The 16,377-nt window shown below is 67.4% G+C and carries 15 protein-coding genes; 11 read left to right on the top strand and 4 right to left on the bottom strand.

The annotated features are described in order from the left end of the window. Positions 1-11 precede the first annotated feature (11 nt). Complete coding sequence (locus ACIGO6_RS32095; protein ID WP_323137500.1) at positions 12-974, bottom strand: asparaginase; 963 nt, start codon at positions 972-974, stop codon at positions 12-14. An 80-nt stretch (positions 975-1,054) separates the two neighbouring features. After that, entirely contained in the window at positions 1,055-2,548 is a 1,494-nt protein-coding gene (locus tag ACIGO6_RS32090; RefSeq protein WP_399882461.1) for a hypothetical protein, read from the bottom strand. 201 nt (positions 2,549-2,749) lie between these two features. On the opposite strand from ACIGO6_RS32090, the gene ACIGO6_RS32085 reads away from it, so the two are divergent. Next, positions 2,750-3,661, top strand: coding sequence for a helix-turn-helix transcriptional regulator (locus ACIGO6_RS32085; protein WP_266552270.1), 912 nt, complete (start codon positions 2,750-2,752; stop codon positions 3,659-3,661). Next, entirely contained in the window at positions 3,661-3,906 is a 246-nt protein-coding gene (locus ACIGO6_RS32080; RefSeq protein WP_266552267.1) for a DUF397 domain-containing protein, read from the top strand. Before ACIGO6_RS32085 ends, ACIGO6_RS32080 begins: the two co-directional genes overlap by 1 nt. 127 nt (positions 3,907-4,033) lie before the next feature. On the opposite strand, the gene ACIGO6_RS32075 is transcribed toward ACIGO6_RS32080, so the two are convergent. Together ACIGO6_RS32075 and ACIGO6_RS32070 are read right to left on the bottom strand one after the other, a co-directional pair. Beyond that, on the bottom strand, positions 4,034-5,071 hold the full coding sequence (locus ACIGO6_RS32075) for an aldo/keto reductase (protein ID WP_266552264.1): 1,038 nt from the start codon (positions 5,069-5,071) through the stop codon (positions 4,034-4,036). Continuing rightward, positions 5,068-5,526, bottom strand: coding sequence for an ATP-binding protein (locus ACIGO6_RS32070; RefSeq protein ID WP_266552261.1), 459 nt, complete (start codon positions 5,524-5,526; stop codon positions 5,068-5,070). The genes ACIGO6_RS32075 and ACIGO6_RS32070 overlap by 4 nt, the downstream gene beginning before the upstream one ends. Positions 5,527-7,207: 1,681 nt before the next feature. Between ACIGO6_RS32070 and ACIGO6_RS32065 the strand changes: the two genes are divergently transcribed. The 9 genes from ACIGO6_RS32065 (at position 7,208) to ACIGO6_RS32025 (ending at position 16,063) form a co-directional block, all read left to right on the top strand. Further along, positions 7,208-8,818, top strand: a complete 1,611-nt coding sequence (locus tag ACIGO6_RS32065; protein WP_399882457.1) for an ATP-binding protein — start codon at positions 7,208-7,210, stop codon at positions 8,816-8,818. A gap of 2 nt (positions 8,819-8,820) precedes the next feature. Beyond that, entirely contained in the window at positions 8,821-9,282 is a 462-nt protein-coding gene (locus tag ACIGO6_RS32060; RefSeq protein ID WP_266552255.1) for a roadblock/LC7 domain-containing protein, read from the top strand. Between the two features lies 1 nt (position 9,283). Then, positions 9,284-9,646 carry a DUF742 domain-containing protein gene (locus ACIGO6_RS32055; protein ID WP_353961710.1) on the top strand — a complete coding sequence of 121 codons (363 nt, stop codon included), beginning with the start codon at positions 9,284-9,286 and terminating at the stop codon, positions 9,644-9,646. Further along, on the top strand, positions 9,624-10,247 hold the full coding sequence (locus ACIGO6_RS32050; protein ID WP_266552252.1) for an ATP/GTP-binding protein: 624 nt from the start codon (positions 9,624-9,626) through the stop codon (positions 10,245-10,247). The genes ACIGO6_RS32055 and ACIGO6_RS32050 overlap by 23 nt, the downstream gene beginning before the upstream one ends. Beyond that, positions 10,244-10,783: a GAF domain-containing protein gene (locus tag ACIGO6_RS32045; protein ID WP_399882454.1), complete on the top strand. Its 540-nt coding sequence runs from the start codon at positions 10,244-10,246 to the stop codon at positions 10,781-10,783. Before ACIGO6_RS32050 ends, ACIGO6_RS32045 begins: the two co-directional genes overlap by 4 nt. Positions 10,784-10,835: 52 nt before the next feature. Next, the gene (locus ACIGO6_RS32040) at positions 10,836-12,041 is read left to right on the top strand and encodes an acyl-CoA dehydrogenase family protein (protein WP_399882452.1); all 1,206 of its coding nucleotides are present in this window, start codon (positions 10,836-10,838) and stop codon (positions 12,039-12,041) included. A gap of 702 nt (positions 12,042-12,743) precedes the next feature. Next, complete coding sequence (locus tag ACIGO6_RS32035; protein ID WP_266552243.1) at positions 12,744-13,427, top strand: HAD family hydrolase; 684 nt, start codon at positions 12,744-12,746, stop codon at positions 13,425-13,427. Positions 13,428-13,558: 131 nt separating this feature from the next. Then, on the top strand, positions 13,559-15,397 hold the full coding sequence (locus tag ACIGO6_RS32030) for a glycoside hydrolase family 15 protein (RefSeq protein WP_399882449.1): 1,839 nt from the start codon (positions 13,559-13,561) through the stop codon (positions 15,395-15,397). A 93-nt stretch (positions 15,398-15,490) separates the two neighbouring features. After that, entirely contained in the window at positions 15,491-16,063 is a 573-nt protein-coding gene (locus ACIGO6_RS32025) for a hypothetical protein (RefSeq protein ID WP_399882447.1), read from the top strand. Positions 16,064-16,377: the final 314 nt, after the last annotated feature.

The raw sequence follows: 16,377 nt of genomic DNA, 5'->3' as shown, positions 1-16,377 counted from the left end.
GCGGTCGTGGGTCACCGGCAGGCGGCGAAGGCGGCTTCGATCTCAGCACGGGAGCTATTCGCACCAAGGTGGGCGCTGAGCAGCAGCCGGGCCTTGAAGGGGTCGAGAGTGCCGGCGCCGATCAGTCCCCTTGCGAGCAGGTCGCTTTCCGATCCAGCAAACCCGTAGGTGCTCGTGAGCACGGAACCGGTGCCGATCCGGGAAGCAAGGACCACCGGAATCGTATCGGCGAGCGCTTCGAGCCTGTCACACCAGGAGGCCGGGACGTGGCCTACACCGAAGGCGGCGATCACGAGGCCCTGGACTGTGTCCTTGAGTGTGTCAAGGAGAGCGCCGTCGCTCCCGAGTGCGGCGGTGACCACCTCGACACGGGGCTGCGGGCCGCCGGGCCAAGGAACGGACGGGGTGCGCTGTCCGCGGTTGTGGATGCGAGGGGTGCCCTCCACAACGTGGCCGATGGGCCCGGCGTTCGGAGACGCGAACGCGGTGATGCTGGTCGTGTGCATCTTGCGCACGTGCCGCGCGGCGTGGATCTCATCGCCGAAGACAACCAGGACTCCGAGGCCGCGTGCCTCTGTTGAGGCGGCAGTTTGTGCTGCGGCGAGGATGTTGGCTGGCCCGTCGGCGCCCGGGAGGCTCGCATGGCGCATGGCGCCGGTGAAGACCACGGGGATGTCCCCTCGGTAGTACAGGTCTGCCAGGAAGGCGCTCTCCTCGATCGTGTCGGTGCCCTGTGTTACCACCACGCCTCGGATGCCCTCTGCCTCGGCCTTTGCGATGTGCTCCACCAGGGCAACGATGTCTGCCGGAGTCAGTGAGGCGCCTGGGAGCTGTCGGAAGTCCTCCACAGTGATCCGCGAAGCACTGCGCAGGTCAGGAACGGCGTCGACCAGGTCGGCTCCGGTTAGGCTCGGCGTCGCGCCCCCCGCCTGGGAGCTGCGTGTCATGGCAACGGTCCCGCCGAGAGTGATCACTTCGACGGTGTCGTTCGTGCTGGAGGAGGCTGGCACAGGAGCCCTTTCAGGGTCGCGGAGGCGGGAGAGCGTAAATCGTTTCAGATTCTGGGGGCGAAGGTGCCGAGGAACGACAGGGCATCGTCGAGGCCGTCGCTCGTCAGCAGACGGCTCCGCGTCCGGACGAGGCCGGCGACACCGTGCTCGGCCACTTCTCGGCATCGTGTGGTGATCCACCCCCAGTCGATGTCCAAGTAGCGAGCGAGCTCTTCCAGGCGCCCCTTCGGGTCGGGGCTGATGAGGATGTTGATCTCCTCGGCATCGCCGAAGGCGGTGCGATACGAGCGAAGATCCCCGCGGCTGCTGGTGGTGCTGGCGGCCCACAACGCCTCTCCGGTACGCACCCAGTTGGCGACGACGGCCTTCTGGCCAGGGATGAATGCGACACCGTCCATGTCGGCGTACGCGGGGTTTGTTACGAGTCGGACGCGGATGCCGTGGCGTTCCATGAGGGCAATGGCGAGCAGCAGCAGGATGCGTTCGTAGCGCTCGGTGCGGGCGACGGCAGCCTCAGGGACGCAGAAGACACGGGAGGTCGTCTGGCCGCCGTCGACGAAGCGGCCCATGCGCCGCAGATAGTCGATCTTGTGGGAAAAGATCACCCACGGTGCTGCCTCGGCGCCGCGTTGTTCGCGCGTCCAAAATGCGGGAATCTCTCCGGCGCTTTGGAGTTCCCGCTCGATGTAGTGGGCGCAGAATGCTGACCCCCACCAGCTGGACCCCGCAGAGGTCAGTTCCAGCAGCTGGCGGTTGGGGGCAGAGCGCGGGAGCGCGAGGTAGGTGTCCAGGTTATGGCTCTCGGCGTCGAGGGCCTGGTCGTCGGCGAGGAGACCATCGTCCAGTTGTGTGAGGGACCAGAGGATTCCGTAGGTGAGGTCGTCGAGGAGGTACGCCTTGGGGATGGAAACGGGATTGCTGCGGGCCGTGGCGACAGCTTGGGCCCGTCTTGCCGATGCGGCGTCAAGTACGTACAACCCGTAGTCCTCGGCATGCTCTGCCACGCCGAGGAGGAAGCCGCGGCGGGCGGCGGGCCGTAAGAACTGTTTCAGGCCTTCGTCGGAGTCGAGGACGCGTACCTCGTCGCCGTCCTCCTCGTGTACGGCGGTCATGACCTGTACAGCGGCGGCTGTACCGGCCAGGGAGTCCCGGCCGGTGAGCTCCCACATCCCCGCGGCTCCGGTAGCCGGCACGATGAGGCGCGATGTGGAGGGCCAGCGGTCGTCAATCACCGCCGCCGCTTCGGTGGTCGGCTGGCGAAGCTCGGCAGGTGTACGGGCCGGGCTGAACAGTTCGTCCGTGGAGTGACCGAAGATGTGTTCCAGGATTTGCGCCGCTTCTGACCGCGGCCGACCACAATAGGTGGGCTGCGCCCAGCGTTCGAACGTGGTGCGTCCGACGCTTGCGGTGGCAAGGCGACGCTGGCCCGTAAGCTCCGCCAAAGCCCGCCCGCCAGCCGTGAAGTGGATGCAGAACTCTTCCCAGCTGTCCCAGCCACGTCGCTTCAGCTCAACGTGGAACAACGTGGGGCGGCCCATGGTGCGGCCCTCCTCGGACGAAGGCGGGGGACGAGCTGAGACCGGCACAGCCAGCGGCACATGCCACAAGCCGCGACGGATCTCGTACGCATCGTGACCCTCGCTAGGATGCGCCTGTCGACCGGGAGTTAGCAACATGAGTGAGCAAATTGCTGAAGAGATTTGTTGTCGGGAGCCCGGCGAGAAGGCACACTAACCGGCATGTCGCCCGGTAACGAGGCACCGTCGTCACTGACGCTCCGTGAAGTAGGCGCGCGCATCGAGGAGTTGCGCGAGCGTCATGGCTTGACGCTGGCCAAGGTCTCCGCGCTGCTCCTGGAACACGAACCGCCGCGCAGACTGGGGCCCAGTCAGCTGAGCCGCATCGAGCACGGCCAGCGCAAGCGCTTCGCCCAGGAGGCAGCCCTGGCGCAGGCGATCCTTGGTTGCATCGGAGCGGAGCCCGCCGAGCGGGACGAGATCCTTGCGCTGCTGAGCTCCGACAGCCCGTCCACCCGTCCGCGGCCGGCTCTTTGGCGACGGAATGCCGGAGTCCTCGGGCCGATGAACTTCGAGGGGTTCCTCGCCCTGGAGCAGAAGGCGACCCTGTTTCGCACGTACCAGCCGCGGATCGTCCCCGGCCGTCTTCAGACCCGGCAATACGCGCTTCACGTCATCGGGCGCATGCGTCCCGATCTGCGCCCGGCCGACGTGAAGGCACTCGTCGACATCCGCATGGACCGCCAGAGGCGAAACGCCGGCAGTGCACTCAGCGACTTCCAGGCCCTGATCGACGAGGACTGTCTGCGTCGCACCCTCATGGACAAGGCTGTCCTGGAGGAGCAGCTGGAACGGCTGGTCGACGAATCCGAGCAGCCCAGATGCACGATTAGGATCCTGCCCGGTGCGGACACCATCGGTGTCCACCCCGGCGTCGCGGGCGGATTCGTACTGATGGATTTCCCCGGGCCTGCGCGGTCCGTCGTATGGCTCGAGAACATGGTCAGCTCGGGGTATATCGACGAGGAGCTGTACACGGACCGCTACGCCGCGGTGTTCACCGACCTCTGGAACCAAGCGCTGGAGCCAGAGGAGACCCGCGTGCGCCTCAAGAAAATGATGAAGGAGTTGTAGTGACCGTGCAGTCGCAGAGGCCCGACCTCTCCAAGCTCGATTTGTCCCGTCTGGAGGGGACGGTGTCGTCCTACAGCGGCGGGGGTGGGGACTGCGTGAGGGTTGGCCGGATGGGCGACTGGATCCTGGTCAGCGACACCAAGTGCACCGACCGCCCGCCCCTGCTGTATCCCCTGAACGGAGCTCGTGCCTGGATTCAGAGCGTGAAGGACGGAGCGTTCGACCCGATCGCAGGCTTGGACTGACGTACGAAGTGACCCCTTGGGGTCGGCCGCCACGCCAGTTGAGGCCGGCCCCATCGGATCTGTGCCCGTCTCAACGGCAGGAACGCCACTTGTTCAGGCCGACTGTCGGCCGAAAACCTTGTCCGGCTCAGCCGAGCCCCCCGACTCGCTCGTGCATGACAGGCCGTCCCGCCAGCATCTGCAGGCTGAGCCTCATGCGGGCGAAGACGGCATCGATCTGATCAACCTCGTCTTGAGAGAGCGAGCCGGGCAAGGCATCGAAGCACTGCTCAATCAGGTGTTCTTCCGCGACACCGACGGCGACGAGCGCATGGGGCGCCTGCTGGAGGCTCGACCGCAGCAGGAGCGGGGCCAAGGTACCGTGCCCGGATCCGAATAGCCCGGCCAGCTCCCGCAGGCCGCCCTCTACAACGGCGGCAGCCGCCTCGGGACAAACACCTTGCCCGCAAAGTGCATCCAGAGCCCTGCGGTTGCGCTGGCCGACGAGCATTCCGTGCCCGAGAGGCGAAGCAACGACCAGTCCCAGGCCCTTTCGCGCGGTGAACTCGCTCAGGCTCTCGCCCTCCTCCAGGACGGCTGCGGGCAGGAGGCCGTTTGCCTGGGCCCACACCACGTCAGGCTGGATCTCCTCGACCAGCCAGAGGAAGCGCCGTATCTGGTGGACGCTGTCAGCGCTGGTGGGGCCTCGGAGGCCGATTGCCCCGATCTGCTCAAGGTCGCGCATGGCGTGCATCTGCGCGACCACGGGTCCCAGGTACATATCTCCGGGGCCGAAGTCGTACGAGTCCAGCACGTAGACGGCCAGGTCCTCTCGGTACAGATTCTCCAGCGTCTGCTCCAGCTGGTGGCGGACCCTCGGGCCGGCGTACGGGTGTGGCGCGGAACCGCGCAGTCGCCCGACCTTGCTGATGGCGTGAACCCCATAGTGCCGGTACTCCCGAAGGACCTTCCCGACCAACCGCTCAGCATGTCCGTCGCCGTGCGCATCGGAGGTGTCGACGAACGACGCTCCCAGCTCAATCGCCCTGCGCAGCCCTCTGAGGATCTGCCCGTCATCGACGATCTGCTCAGGGAAGTCCCAGCGCGTGGTCCCTGTGCTAACGCCCAGCGGGCCGAGACTCAGTCCGGGAGTGAGGGCTCTGGGGCGCAGGTCGCAGCCCTTCATCGCCCTCCTCCGGCCGGCTGGTGAAGAAACAGTGCCACGACGCTCTTGCCCGTGTCAGTCGGCCGCACGCCCCACGAGCTCGCCAGAGTGTCAATCAGGAAGAGGCCGCGCCCTCCCTCGTCCTCGAGTGCCGGCTCCTTCGGCTCACGCGAAATGGCGGTGATGTCGCGTCCGCTGTCTTCGACTTGGACAACTGCACCCCATTCGTACAGGTCCACCGCCATCCCTATCGGCTTGCCGGCCTCGACGTGCTGGTGAGCATTTCCCACCAGCTCGTCGGCGACCAGGACGATGACGTCCGTCCACGAGTCGTTCTCGTCGGCGAGTACCTCGTGGACGAGGTGGCGGGCGACTACCTGGGGGGCCAATAGGCCAGTGAGGTCGGCCTCGGCGTGTGCGAGTGGCTCGCCACGCAGGCCAGCAGCGCTCGCCGAGGTTGTAGCGGGGATGGGCATGCCCTCGTCTCCTGGTTGCTCTGAGACGCCCGGGGGCGTGGACCGGGGTAGTCCTCTGGACCACGTTGGCTCATGGCAGATCGGCGCGGTACACGAGAAGGCACCCCACTTCACCCCACTTGGATGAGTGCGCTGGGCCGCATCCTGGCCGCCAGGCAGATGAACTACCCCAATTGCCTGGTTTTCTCGCGGTCGGGGCACATGCGGCGGCGCGACCGGGGGGCGACGTCCTTGGGCACGTTGCCGCACGGCCACAGAGTTCACCCACCCGCAGCACCAGGCCCGCTCAGGGGGATCTGACCAGCCGCAACGCCACGCCTGCACACCGCATCCCGGACCCGCTCGGCCGCATTCAGAGGGCTGGCTACACACAACGATCCATGCTGTCAAGCCACTTCAGCGAAGTGGGGTGAAGTGGGGTGCCGGACTCATCAGGTGGCCGGGCACCCGATCCGAACGGGGAACGCTCGGCAGAATGTTCCCCTAAGGGCCTAAATGTCCCTACGTCCGCAATGCATACACGAGAAGCCAATGGCTCTGATCGCTCGCCCCAAGTGGGGTGAAGTGGGGTGCGGATTCATCTACCGATGGCGCTGGCGACCGGGAAGGCTTTGGTTCACGACCTCGGCTCATCCGAAGCGGCCGCCTGCTGCCCTTCGTGCACAGGACTCGGTTTCCCCTCAAGGATCTCGACTAAGGAACCACCACCGTGGCGACTCACCCCTCGCAGATCGGCGTCCTCGGCGCGCTCCCGTCCGGCATCACCAGGCTGGTGTGCTGTCGCGAGGACGTCCTGAAATCGGGCTCGGCGGCATGAAGAACAACGCACTCGGCTTCCTCGGCTCCCGGGCTCCCTAAGCCGTCGCTGGGGTACGTGAGCGGCGGCCGCGTCCGTCGACGTCGCACTCATCGACCTGGGCACCCGTTTCGGCACTCCCCCGTATGCCGCTCGGGCTGCCCGACCTGGGCTCCGACTTCCGTCGCCTGGGGATCGCACGGGCCCTCGATCCCCGGAAGTTGAGAGCGAGACTCAGCGCAGCCTCGCGCTCGGTCTCCCGGCTGCCGCCGGCGCGGGGATCCACTCCGCCCAGCGGCAGCCGGCCCACCTGCTGTCCCGCGACCAGCGGGCACGGGAGCGCGGGCACAACTGCACAAGGCTCGTCGCTCCTCGCCCCGCTCACCGTGGTCCCTGCCGCGAAGGTTGCGCACTGACCCGACGACGGGCTTCCCGTCCTGACCGGAGAGCTGATGACTCCCCTGATCACGCGCCATGCCTGGCAGATTCAATTCGGCGAGGCCCCCCTCCCACCGAGGCTCCCGCGCGACTTCGACATCGTCCGCGTCGGCGTGGGTCTCGGCATGGCTTCGGTCGACTTGATGGTTGACCAGAGCCGCGAGGTCGGACCGCTGCTGTGCTGCCTCACCCACCAGGTCCTGCTCATCCCTGTGGGATCCGGTACCGCCGACCGGTGGGGGGCACCGCATTCCGTTTGCAGCAGCGGCCGGAGCCTCCAGTGCCCCACCAAGGGGTATCAGCTGCCATGCCGGGCGCGGTTCTGGGCCAGTGTGCCTGAGCCAACGGCTGCCGCGGTCACGGAGTCGGCAGCGCTTCATGAGTCGCTCAGCCAGACACGGGCCGGGATGCGACGAGTCTGCCGGGCTCGCCGGCGCCAGGTGTGCCATGTCTGAGCACTTTGCCCGCGAGCAGGCCGCGACTGGCGGCAGCCGTCGCAGGGCGCACGCCGATGGCAGCCTTCGCCTGCCCCCCGCAGTCCTTTCCAGCGCGCTCTCGTCCCTGGCAGTGGGTGGGGCGTGGCTCCTCGACCGGCTCGGCGCCGTGCCCACCGAAGCCGGCGTCGTCGGCGCGGGCGCCGCAGTGGGGGGCCTGTTGTGGTGGACGGTGACTCGCTCTCGACGCGCCCACAGAGCTGTTGCGCACATCTTGCAGCTCCGCGCCGAACACGATGGAGCGCTCAGGCAGCTCTGCGCCCAGCGCGACGAAGCACTGCACGCCTTGGCCAGTGTCATGGCCGCGATCGACAAGGGCCGGGAACAGGTGCGCTGGGCGCTCGGGCAGGCCCAGCAAGGCGCGGCACGGACCAACTTCGCCGAGCCCGCTGTCCAGCCACGCACAGGCGACGTGCGCCTCGATGTGATCCCAGCTATCGAAGCGGGGTTCACCGAGGCCTGGCAAGCCGTGATGCGGGCGGCGGCGCATACGCACGGTGTGCTGAACCCGCAGGCAGAGCTGGCTGAGATCTTCAAGTCGGTCGCTCCCCGGCTTCAGGGCCTGGTCAACCGAAGCATCAGCGTCATCTCCGATGTGGAGAACGGCGTTGAGGATCCGGACCTTCTGCATCAGATCTTCGGCATCGACCACCTGCTGACGCAGATTCGGCGCGCTGTGGAAAGCCTGGCGGTCATAGGCGGGAGTCTGCCGTCCCGCAACACCCCGCCCATCCTCGTCGCGACGACAATCCGGCGAGCTGTCGCCGAGATCCCTGAGTACGCGCGGGTGCGTGTCGAACTGACACCGGTGACGGCGTCGGTCCCCGGATACGTCAGCCCCAACCTCGTGCACCTCCTGGCCGCACTGATGGAGAACGCCACAGACTTCTCCACCGAGAAGGTTGAGGTTCACACCACCCAAACCGGCGACGGCATCGCCATCGAGGTAGTCGACCGCGGTACGGGGATGTCTCAGGACAAGCGTGATGCCCTCAACCGGCTCCTGGCCAACCCCGAAAGAGAGGACCCTCGCGACCGTCTACGCACGGGCCAGCTCGGACTCCTGGTAGCGGCACTCCTCGCCAGGCGCCACAAGATCACCATTCAGCTTCGGCCCAACATCGTGGGCGGCACTCACGCAATCGTCTTTCTGCCGAGCGAACTACTCGTCGAGGCCCACGAGACGCCGACGCAGTCCGCCGCTGTCGCGGGCGCACCAGCCTCGCCTCCAGGCCCGAGCGGCGCGCCGCACTCCGGCAGCGCAGGGTCGCCCAGGACGGGCCAGACACACGATCTTCCGCCCACGCCCGCCCGGCCGCACCCTCCAGCAGACGCCGGCAGCGACAGGCCGCCGTTGCCGGTCCGGGACGTCAGCCAGCCAAAGGACCAGGCGCCGCGACCGCGGCAGCAGGAAACTGCCGGCCGTCCCACTGGCGGCTTGATGGCCAGCTTTCAGTCTCGTGCGCCCCTCGATGAGGGGCAGCGGCAGTCGGAAGCTCCCAACACACTGACCGCCACCGACGACCCTTCGACCACCAATCCCCCCATGCAGAGCAGGAGTTGACAATGGACGCGGACAGCCAGGCCATCACCAGCGACCAGGCAGCGTCGGCGCGAGCCCAGTTGGACGGACTTCTCAGCAGCTTCGTGAGCCGGATCCCTGGTGCCCAGCACGCTCTCCTGGGCACTGGTGACGGCCTCAAACTCGCCTATACGGAACAGACGGTTGACGAGGCGGACACCACAGCCGCGGCCATCACCGGGATCTGGGCCCTGGCCCGACAGCAGTTCAAGAAAGCCAAGGGCGGTGTGCGTCAGGTCGTTGTAGAGCACGACGCCGGATACCTCTTCCTGATGAGCGCCGGAATGGTGAACGAGGCGGTCCTCGGCACCGTCCTGGCCGTCGTGACCGACCCCCAGGCCGACGTGGGGCAGGTCGGGCACGAGATGGAGAAGCTGATCAAGGGGCTCGACGAGCACCTGATCATCCAGGCCCGGCGCAACAACGGCTACAACACGGGACTTTGACGTGGGTTCGCGTGGCGGGTGGTCCGACAGCACGTTAGGGGATGTGCGTCCTTACACAATCACCGGAGGACGCACCCGCCCTACCCACCCGCTGCACCTGACCACCTGCCTTATCACCGAGGCCACAGTCCTGCCCGCTCAGCTGAGCCGTGAGCACGAGTCGCTGCTGTTGCACTGCAGCGGCGCTCCGTGTTCCGTCGCGGAGCTCGCGGCTCGGCTGCACCAGCCGGTCCAAGTGGTCAAAGTCCTGATCAGCGATCTTCTCGACGCTCAGGCACTCGCTCTCGCCAACCCCGCTGGCACGTCCGACCCCGACGTGCACCTTCTGGAGAGACTGCTCAATGCTCTACAAACCTCCCTCTGAAGGCGACCGCCACGGGCGCGCCAGCACACCTGCGGAAGAACTCAAGATCGTCGTGGCAGGCGGCTTCGGCGTCGGCAAGACCACGATGATCACGACACTCAGTGAGATCGAACCTCTGACGACCGAGGAAACCCTCACCGTTGCCAGCGCAGGGGTCGACGACCTCGAAGGAATAGCCGACAAATCCGTCACCACCGTGGCCATGGACTTCGGCCGGATCACCTTCGCCGACCCCCACTCGCTGATCCTGTTTCTGTTCGGAACCCCCGGACAGGAGCGGTTCTGGTTCTTCTGGGACGACCTCTCCTACGGTGCCGTGGGCGCCGTGGTGCTCGTCGACACACGGCGTCTGCCGGATTCCTTCGCGGCCGTCAACTGGTGTGAGGAACGTGGCCTGCCCTTCGTCATCGCGATCAACGAGTTTGACGGCGCCTTCCGATACACCCCCGACGAAGTCCGCCAGGCCCTCCGTCTCGCCTCGCACATCCCCGTCATGACCTGCGATGTGCGGCAGCGCTCCTCGGCCAAGCACGTCCTGATCACTCTCGTGCGCCGCAGCATCGAACTGCGCGGCGTCTCCTCCTCTGGAGCTCTCACATGACCCGCCCGAACCCCACCACGCCACCAGCCCAGACCGCCGAACAGCTCGCGCGTGCCGACGTGCAGCGTGCTCTGGGCCTCACCGGCCCCGACGCGGAACTCGACGCCTTCGCCATCCGGCTGGCACAAGCCGCCCGGGTGCCCTACGCCATGGTCAACATCTTCGGCGCTGAGCAGCAGTTCTTCGGTCTGGCGACCCCCGGCGACGACAGCGAGCTGCCCACGGTAGGCCGGAGCATGTCCCTCGACCACGGCTTCTGTCCCGAGGTCGTGCACAAGAAGAAGGCACTCATCCTGCCTGACGTGTTCGCCTCCCCCCGTTTCGCGGGCAACGCGGTGGTGGACCTGATCGGCATCCGCACCTATGGGGGCGCACCCCTGATGCATGAGGACATCGCGCTCGGGACCGTCTGCTTCGTCGGTCCCGTCGAAAAGCCCCTCGCCACGGGTCAGGGATCGCTCCAGCTGATCAGACAGTGCCGCGACGAGGTCATGGCCTTCCTCTATCGCCGCGCCGGCTTCCAGCCGCCGCACTAGAAGACACCCCGCGCCGCGCCCGACAGCGCTCTCTCAGGGAGGGAACCCCACCATGTCCGCCTCGTATCTCGCTGCAGAGCACCACCAACTCCGTGAAGCCGTACGGGGTTTCGCCGAGTCCCAGGTCGCACCGCGTGTGGATCAGATGGAGCGGACCGGGGAGATCGAGACCGACCTCGCGGCCGCGATCGCCCGCCGGGGATGGATCGGCGCCACGATCGGCGAGGAATACGGCGGCATGGCCGCTGGCCACTTGGCCAAAACGATCATCATCGAGGAACTCTCGCGCGTCAGCGCGGCCATGGGAGCCATGGTGCAGGCGTCCCAGCTCGGAGTCGCCAAGATCATCCATTTCGGAACTGAAGACCAAAAGCGTCGCTGGCTGCCGAAGATTGCCGCCGGGGACTGCCTGCCCACCATCGCAGTCACCGAGACAGCATCCGGCGGCCACGTTCTCGGCATGGAGACCACTGCCGTACGCGACGGCGACGAATACGTCCTCAACGGCGCGAAGGTCTACGTCGGCAACTCCCACATCGGACACCTCCACGGCGTGGTCGCCCGCACTGGCACAGGATCCGGAGGCCTGAGCGCGTTCCTGGTCGAAGCCGGCACCCCCGGACTGACCCGCAGTCCGCACCCGGAGACCCTGGGGCTCCACGGATTCAGCTTCGGCGAGCTGATCTTCAACGACTGCCGCATCCCGGCGAGCAGCCGACTGGGCGCCGAGGGCGACGGCAGGGACGTGGCCTACTCCTCCAGCATCCTGTACGGGCGCCTCAACCTGACCGCCGTGGCCCTCGGCCTGCACCAGGCCATCCTCGAGACAACCACCGCCCTCTGCCACGAACGCAAGCGCTACGGCAATCCGCTCCACCACCTGCCAACGGTGAAGGACAAGCTCGGCCGGATGCAGTCACGGCTGATGACCGCACGGCTCTCCGCCTACCACGCGGCAAGCCTCCTCGACCAGGGTCTTCCCTGCGACGCAGAGTTGATGAACGCCAAGCTGGTCGCCGAAACCGTGCTGGACTCGGCGCGCGCCGCAATGGAGATCCACGGGGCCGCAGGCCTGGTCAACAACCGGCCCATAGGCCGCTACGTACGCGACGCCTACCACATATACGCGCCTGCCGGCACATCCGACATCCAGGCGCTGCGGCTGGCCGAGTTCGCCCTGGGCATCGACAAAGGCCACTACTCCGAACGTCTCGCCAGCCAGCCGGACAGCCCCACCACGCAGGTCGTGCCGGCCTGACACAGCACATCGGGCGGCCGAGCCGCACCGCCGTCAGCGGCCCTGCCGCACGCCCCGACACCGCTTACTCGCCTGGAGACACCGCATGGCCACCGTCACCGCCCCGCTCGCGCCGCCCCACCACGGCACGGCGGACAGGCCAGCCGCAGACGTCGAACCATGCCAGACCATGCCGGCCCTCGACGATCCTGAACAGGAGGCATTCGGACTTCTGGGCCAAGCGTGGCGCAGTTCCACCGCCACAGCATTGCCGACGGGGCGTGCCTTCGACGTCGTCCAGGCCCCCGCACACCATGCTGCTCCAGTCCTCCTGCAGCTCAAGCGTCTCGGCCTGCCCCAAGGAGCCGTCTTCGCCGACGGCAATGTGTGGCACTTCTTCGTCCCGCTCGGATCCGGCTACGTACCTCCGCGACTTGGTGGGCCGGGCTGGCCACCCCCAGCCAACTACTTGAGCGGAGAGTGGATCACGATCCCTCCGCGCAGAGCCCGCACCGCCGATCTGCCCCTTCGGTGGGTCACCCGATCACCGGCCGGCCGACTACTCACCGCCCCGATCTGGCTCTTCGTCGCGCTCTCAGCCCAGAGGCAGCAGTCTGCACCCCACAGCAAACGAGCGGCCCCCGACGAAGACGCGCTGGCGCCGCCAAGCCACGACAGATGCGCGCCCACGGCGGTACCCGGCCAGATGCGGGGGTGGCAGTGATGCCCGCTTCCAAGATCGCCCTCTTTGACCTGGACGACACCCTCACCGACCACGCCGCCGCGTTCGCTCTCTGGGCCGCCGAGTTTTCCCAGGCCACCGGCATCCCACATCCGTGGATCACGGAGGCCGACGCACGTCACGCCGGCGCCAGATACGCCTTCTTCGCCGATATCAAGGAGACCTTCGGCATCCAAAAATCCATCGCCGCGCAGCACGTCGCCTACCAAGAACGCACGGCCGAACTCGTGCCGCACCGTCCGGAGGTGTGCGCCGCCCTCGAAGCGCTGACTGCTGACGGATGGTCGCTCGGTGTCGTGACCAACGGATCACCGGCCGCGCAGCGCACCAAGCTGGAGGTCAGCCGACTCGATCGGTTCTTCACGACAGTCGTCATCTCCGGTGACTACGGCGTACGCAAACCGCACGAGGCCCTGTTCCGGCTCGCACTGGACGACCTCCAGGCCGACAAGGACACATGGACGGCCATGATCGGCGACTGCCTGGCCACGGACATCGCGGGCGGACTCCGGGCGGGGCTGCACACCATCTGGGTCTCACACGGGCGATCCCGCCGCCGCGGGGATCCCGTTCCCCACCACACCGTGCACACCACGGTCGATGCCTGCGAGTGGCTGAGCGTTGCAGTCGACGTTCCCCCGCCACTGCCGGCGCTCACCCATTAGAGCGAAGCCACCTGCACAGCGCCCCCGAGCAGGTGCAACCGCCCCACCCAAGGCCGTCGGGCCCAAACGACATAACCACCAGGGTGCCTCCATCCGACTGGACCGGCGCCACACCACAGGACGGAATTTGCATGGCTGGGCGTATCGAGGACTACGCACTGATCGGCGATCTGCAGACAGCTGCGTTGGTCGGGCGGGATGGGAGCGTCGAATGGCTGTGTCTGCCCCGGTTCGACTCCGACGCGGTCTGCGCAGCGCTTCTCGGCAACGCCGACAACGGCACCTGGCGCATCGGCCCGGCCACCAGCTCTGGGCAGGCACCGCCGACGGCCGCGCGGCGCGTCTACCGTGGCGATTCGCTGGTCCTGGAGTCGGAATGGGACACACCCACCGGGACACTCAGGGTCACCGACTTCATGCCGCCACGTGAGGGCGCGCCCCGTCTGGTCCGCATCGTCGAAGCTGTCACCGGCACCGTTCCGGTGGCCTCCACGCTGTGCCTGCGCTTCGGCTACGGGCAGATCGTGCCCTGGACGGAAACCGTGAACGGCCGCACCCGTCTGGTCGCCGGGCCCGACGCAGTGTGGCTGGACACGGAGAGCGAGCTCTGCGGCGAACTGCCCGCCCCCTGCTCGCAGTTCACCCTCGACGCGGGCCAGCGTGTCGCGTTCACCATGAGCTGGCAGCCTTCCCACGCATGCGCCCCAGAACGGATCAAGACCGGGGAGGCCCTGGAGACGACTGAGACGTTCTGGACCGACTGGGCGGCCCACTGCACCTACGCCGGCCCCTACCGCGACGCAGTCGTCCGGTCGCTGATCACGCTGAAGGCCCTGACGTACGCTCCGACCGGCGGGATCGTGGCCGCGCCAACCACCTCGCTGCCCGAGGACATCGGCGGCACCCGCAACTGGGACTACCGCTATACCTGGCTGCGGGACGCCGCGATCGTCATGTCCTCCCTGCTGCGCGCCGGCTACCGCGACGAGGCACGCGACTGGCGTAACTGGCTGCTGCGCGCGGTCGCCGGCGACCCGGAGAACCTGCAGATCATGTACGGCATCGCCGGTGAGCGCCAACTCCCGGAATCCGAGCTGGAATGGCTGTCCGGATACGAGGGATCCGCACCCGTCCGGATCGGCAACGCCGCCGCCGACCAAAGACAGTTGGATGTCTACGGCGAGGTGGTCGAAGCCCTCCACGTGGCCGCCTTGCACGGCCTCGGGTGCGACGAGAACATCAACCGCCTCCTGGCCGCACTCATCGAATCTGTCGAGGCGCAGTGGACTCAGCCCGATGAGGGCATCCGGGAAGTCCGCGGCCCACGGCGGCACTTCGTGCACTCGAAGGTCATGGCGTGGGTAGCCGTCGACCGCGCCGTCCAAATGGTCGAGGCCGGGCACGCCGATGGCCCCGTGAAACGTTGGCGGCAGCTGCGTGCGGCAATCCATCGCGACGTGTGCGAGAGGGGCTTCGACACCGGGCGCAACACCTTCACCCAGTCCTACGGATCCGTCGAGCTCGATGCCGCGCTCCTGCTGATCCCGCAGGTTGGGTTCCTGCCGCCGGACGACAAGCGGGTCATCGGCACGGTCGAGGCCATCCAGCGAGAACTGTCTACCGAGGACGGGTTCCTTCTGCGCTACCCCACCGCCGGTGCGCATGCCGGCGTGGACGGACTGACAGGAGACGAGGGAGCATTCCTGATCTGTTGCTTCTGGCTCGTCGACGCACTCGCGGAGATCGGCCGCATCGGCGAGGCGTACGAGCTGTTCGAGCGACTCCTCGCCTTGCGCAACGACGTCGGTCTGCTGGCCGAGGAGTGGGACTCCCGCCGCCAGCGCATGGTGGGCAACTTCCCGCAGGCCTTCTCCCACTCCGGCCTCGTCGGAGCAGCCCAGACCCTGATCAGGTACAGCCGCCCTGCCGAACCACCGGACGAAGCCCTCATCGAGGAAGCAGCCGCCTGACTCACAGCCCTGCCGCGCCCACCCGGGCACAGTCCCGCTCCGCTGACCCACGAACAGGACCTCGACCCCGTGTCCACCCGACCGCCTTACGTCATGACGCCTGTCCCTGCCGGGCAGGAAGACCGCGACCGGCTCGCCGCCGATCTGACCTCCTGGCCCCAGGAACGCCCCGCCCTGCGCCCTCACACAGAAGCTCTGGTCAACCTCCTCCACCACGGCGGCGGCGCCGAGATCGTCACGCTCTCTGGCGACGGCCAGCTCCTGGCGGCACTGCACCTCGTGCGCGAACCCCGCCTCAGTGCCTGGGACGTACCCGCAGGCGCCGAGCCCAGCCTGCTGCTGTGCCACCTCGCCAAGTCCCCGGATGCTCCAGTGGGAGAGCCGATCCTGCGGCTGATCACCCTGTGGGCCACAGACTTCGCCGCCCGCACAGGCAAACGGTGGGTACGCGGCGAAGTCCTGCTGCCGACCGGTAGTCCTCCCAACAGGCTGCTGTCCTTGGCTCAAGACACCGGGTGGGGACACGAGAAGACCACCAGCACACCTGGCGGTCACCTGGCCCTAATGCAATGCAGGGCCGAACTGCACCCGAACCAGGACGTGTTCCTTCACTGCCAGGTCCCCACCGTCACTGCTCCAGCGGATCCGACGGTGGCACGTCCATGACAGGCGCATTCGCTTCCCCGCTGTGCGCACATCGGTGCGACATACCCTCCCTGCCTCCTGTTCTGGTCGGCGCGCTGATGCGCCGCTTCCGGAGGCTCGCCGGGCTGAGCGACCAGCAGGCCGCGAACATCATCGGAGCATCGGCCACGAGGATTCGCGCGCTAGAGGAGGCTCGGGCTCCGATGTCTTCCGCGACTGCGGGCGCTCTGCTGGGCGCCTTCGAAGCACCCGACCACGAGGCGCAGGAGGCACGTTCGCTCCTCACGCATCCCGGCCATCAGCACCGCCTGGACGGTTTCCCTCTGTCCCCGGTG

The organism is Streptomyces sp. NPDC053750, assembly GCF_044544295.1.
Taxonomy (GTDB): domain Bacteria; phylum Actinomycetota; class Actinomycetes; order Streptomycetales; family Streptomycetaceae; genus Streptomyces.
This window is presented reverse-complemented; position numbering and strand designations above follow the sequence as displayed.

Bases quoted from the DNA above. Each gene is read 5' to 3' on its own strand.
- ACIGO6_RS32085 (WP_266552270.1), top strand. From the start codon at position 2,750: ATGTCGCCCGGTAACGAGGCACCGTCGTCACTGACGCTCCGTGAAGTA.
- ACIGO6_RS32075 (WP_266552264.1), bottom strand. From the start codon at position 5,071: ATGAAGGGCTGCGACCTGCGCCCCAGAGCCCTCACTCCCGGACTGAGT.
- ACIGO6_RS32060 (WP_266552255.1), top strand. From the start codon at position 8,821: ATGGACGCGGACAGCCAGGCCATCACCAGCGACCAGGCAGCGTCGGCG.
- ACIGO6_RS32035 (WP_266552243.1), top strand. From the start codon at position 12,744: ATGCCCGCTTCCAAGATCGCCCTCTTTGACCTGGACGACACCCTCACC.
- ACIGO6_RS32030 (WP_399882449.1), top strand. From the start codon at position 13,559: ATGGCTGGGCGTATCGAGGACTACGCACTGATCGGCGATCTGCAGACA.
- ACIGO6_RS32040 (WP_399882452.1), top strand. From the start codon at position 10,836: ATGTCCGCCTCGTATCTCGCTGCAGAGCACCACCAACTCCGTGAAGCC.
- ACIGO6_RS32090 (WP_399882461.1), bottom strand. From the start codon at position 2,548: ATGGGCCGCCCCACGTTGTTCCACGTTGAGCTGAAGCGACGTGGCTGG.
- ACIGO6_RS32045 (WP_399882454.1), top strand. From the start codon at position 10,244: ATGACCCGCCCGAACCCCACCACGCCACCAGCCCAGACCGCCGAACAG.
- ACIGO6_RS32065 (WP_399882457.1), top strand. From the start codon at position 7,208: ATGTCTGAGCACTTTGCCCGCGAGCAGGCCGCGACTGGCGGCAGCCGT.
- ACIGO6_RS32070 (WP_266552261.1), bottom strand. From the start codon at position 5,526: ATGCCCATCCCCGCTACAACCTCGGCGAGCGCTGCTGGCCTGCGTGGC.
- ACIGO6_RS32025 (WP_399882447.1), top strand. From the start codon at position 15,491: ATGACGCCTGTCCCTGCCGGGCAGGAAGACCGCGACCGGCTCGCCGCC.
- ACIGO6_RS32050 (WP_266552252.1), top strand. From the start codon at position 9,624: ATGCTCTACAAACCTCCCTCTGAAGGCGACCGCCACGGGCGCGCCAGC.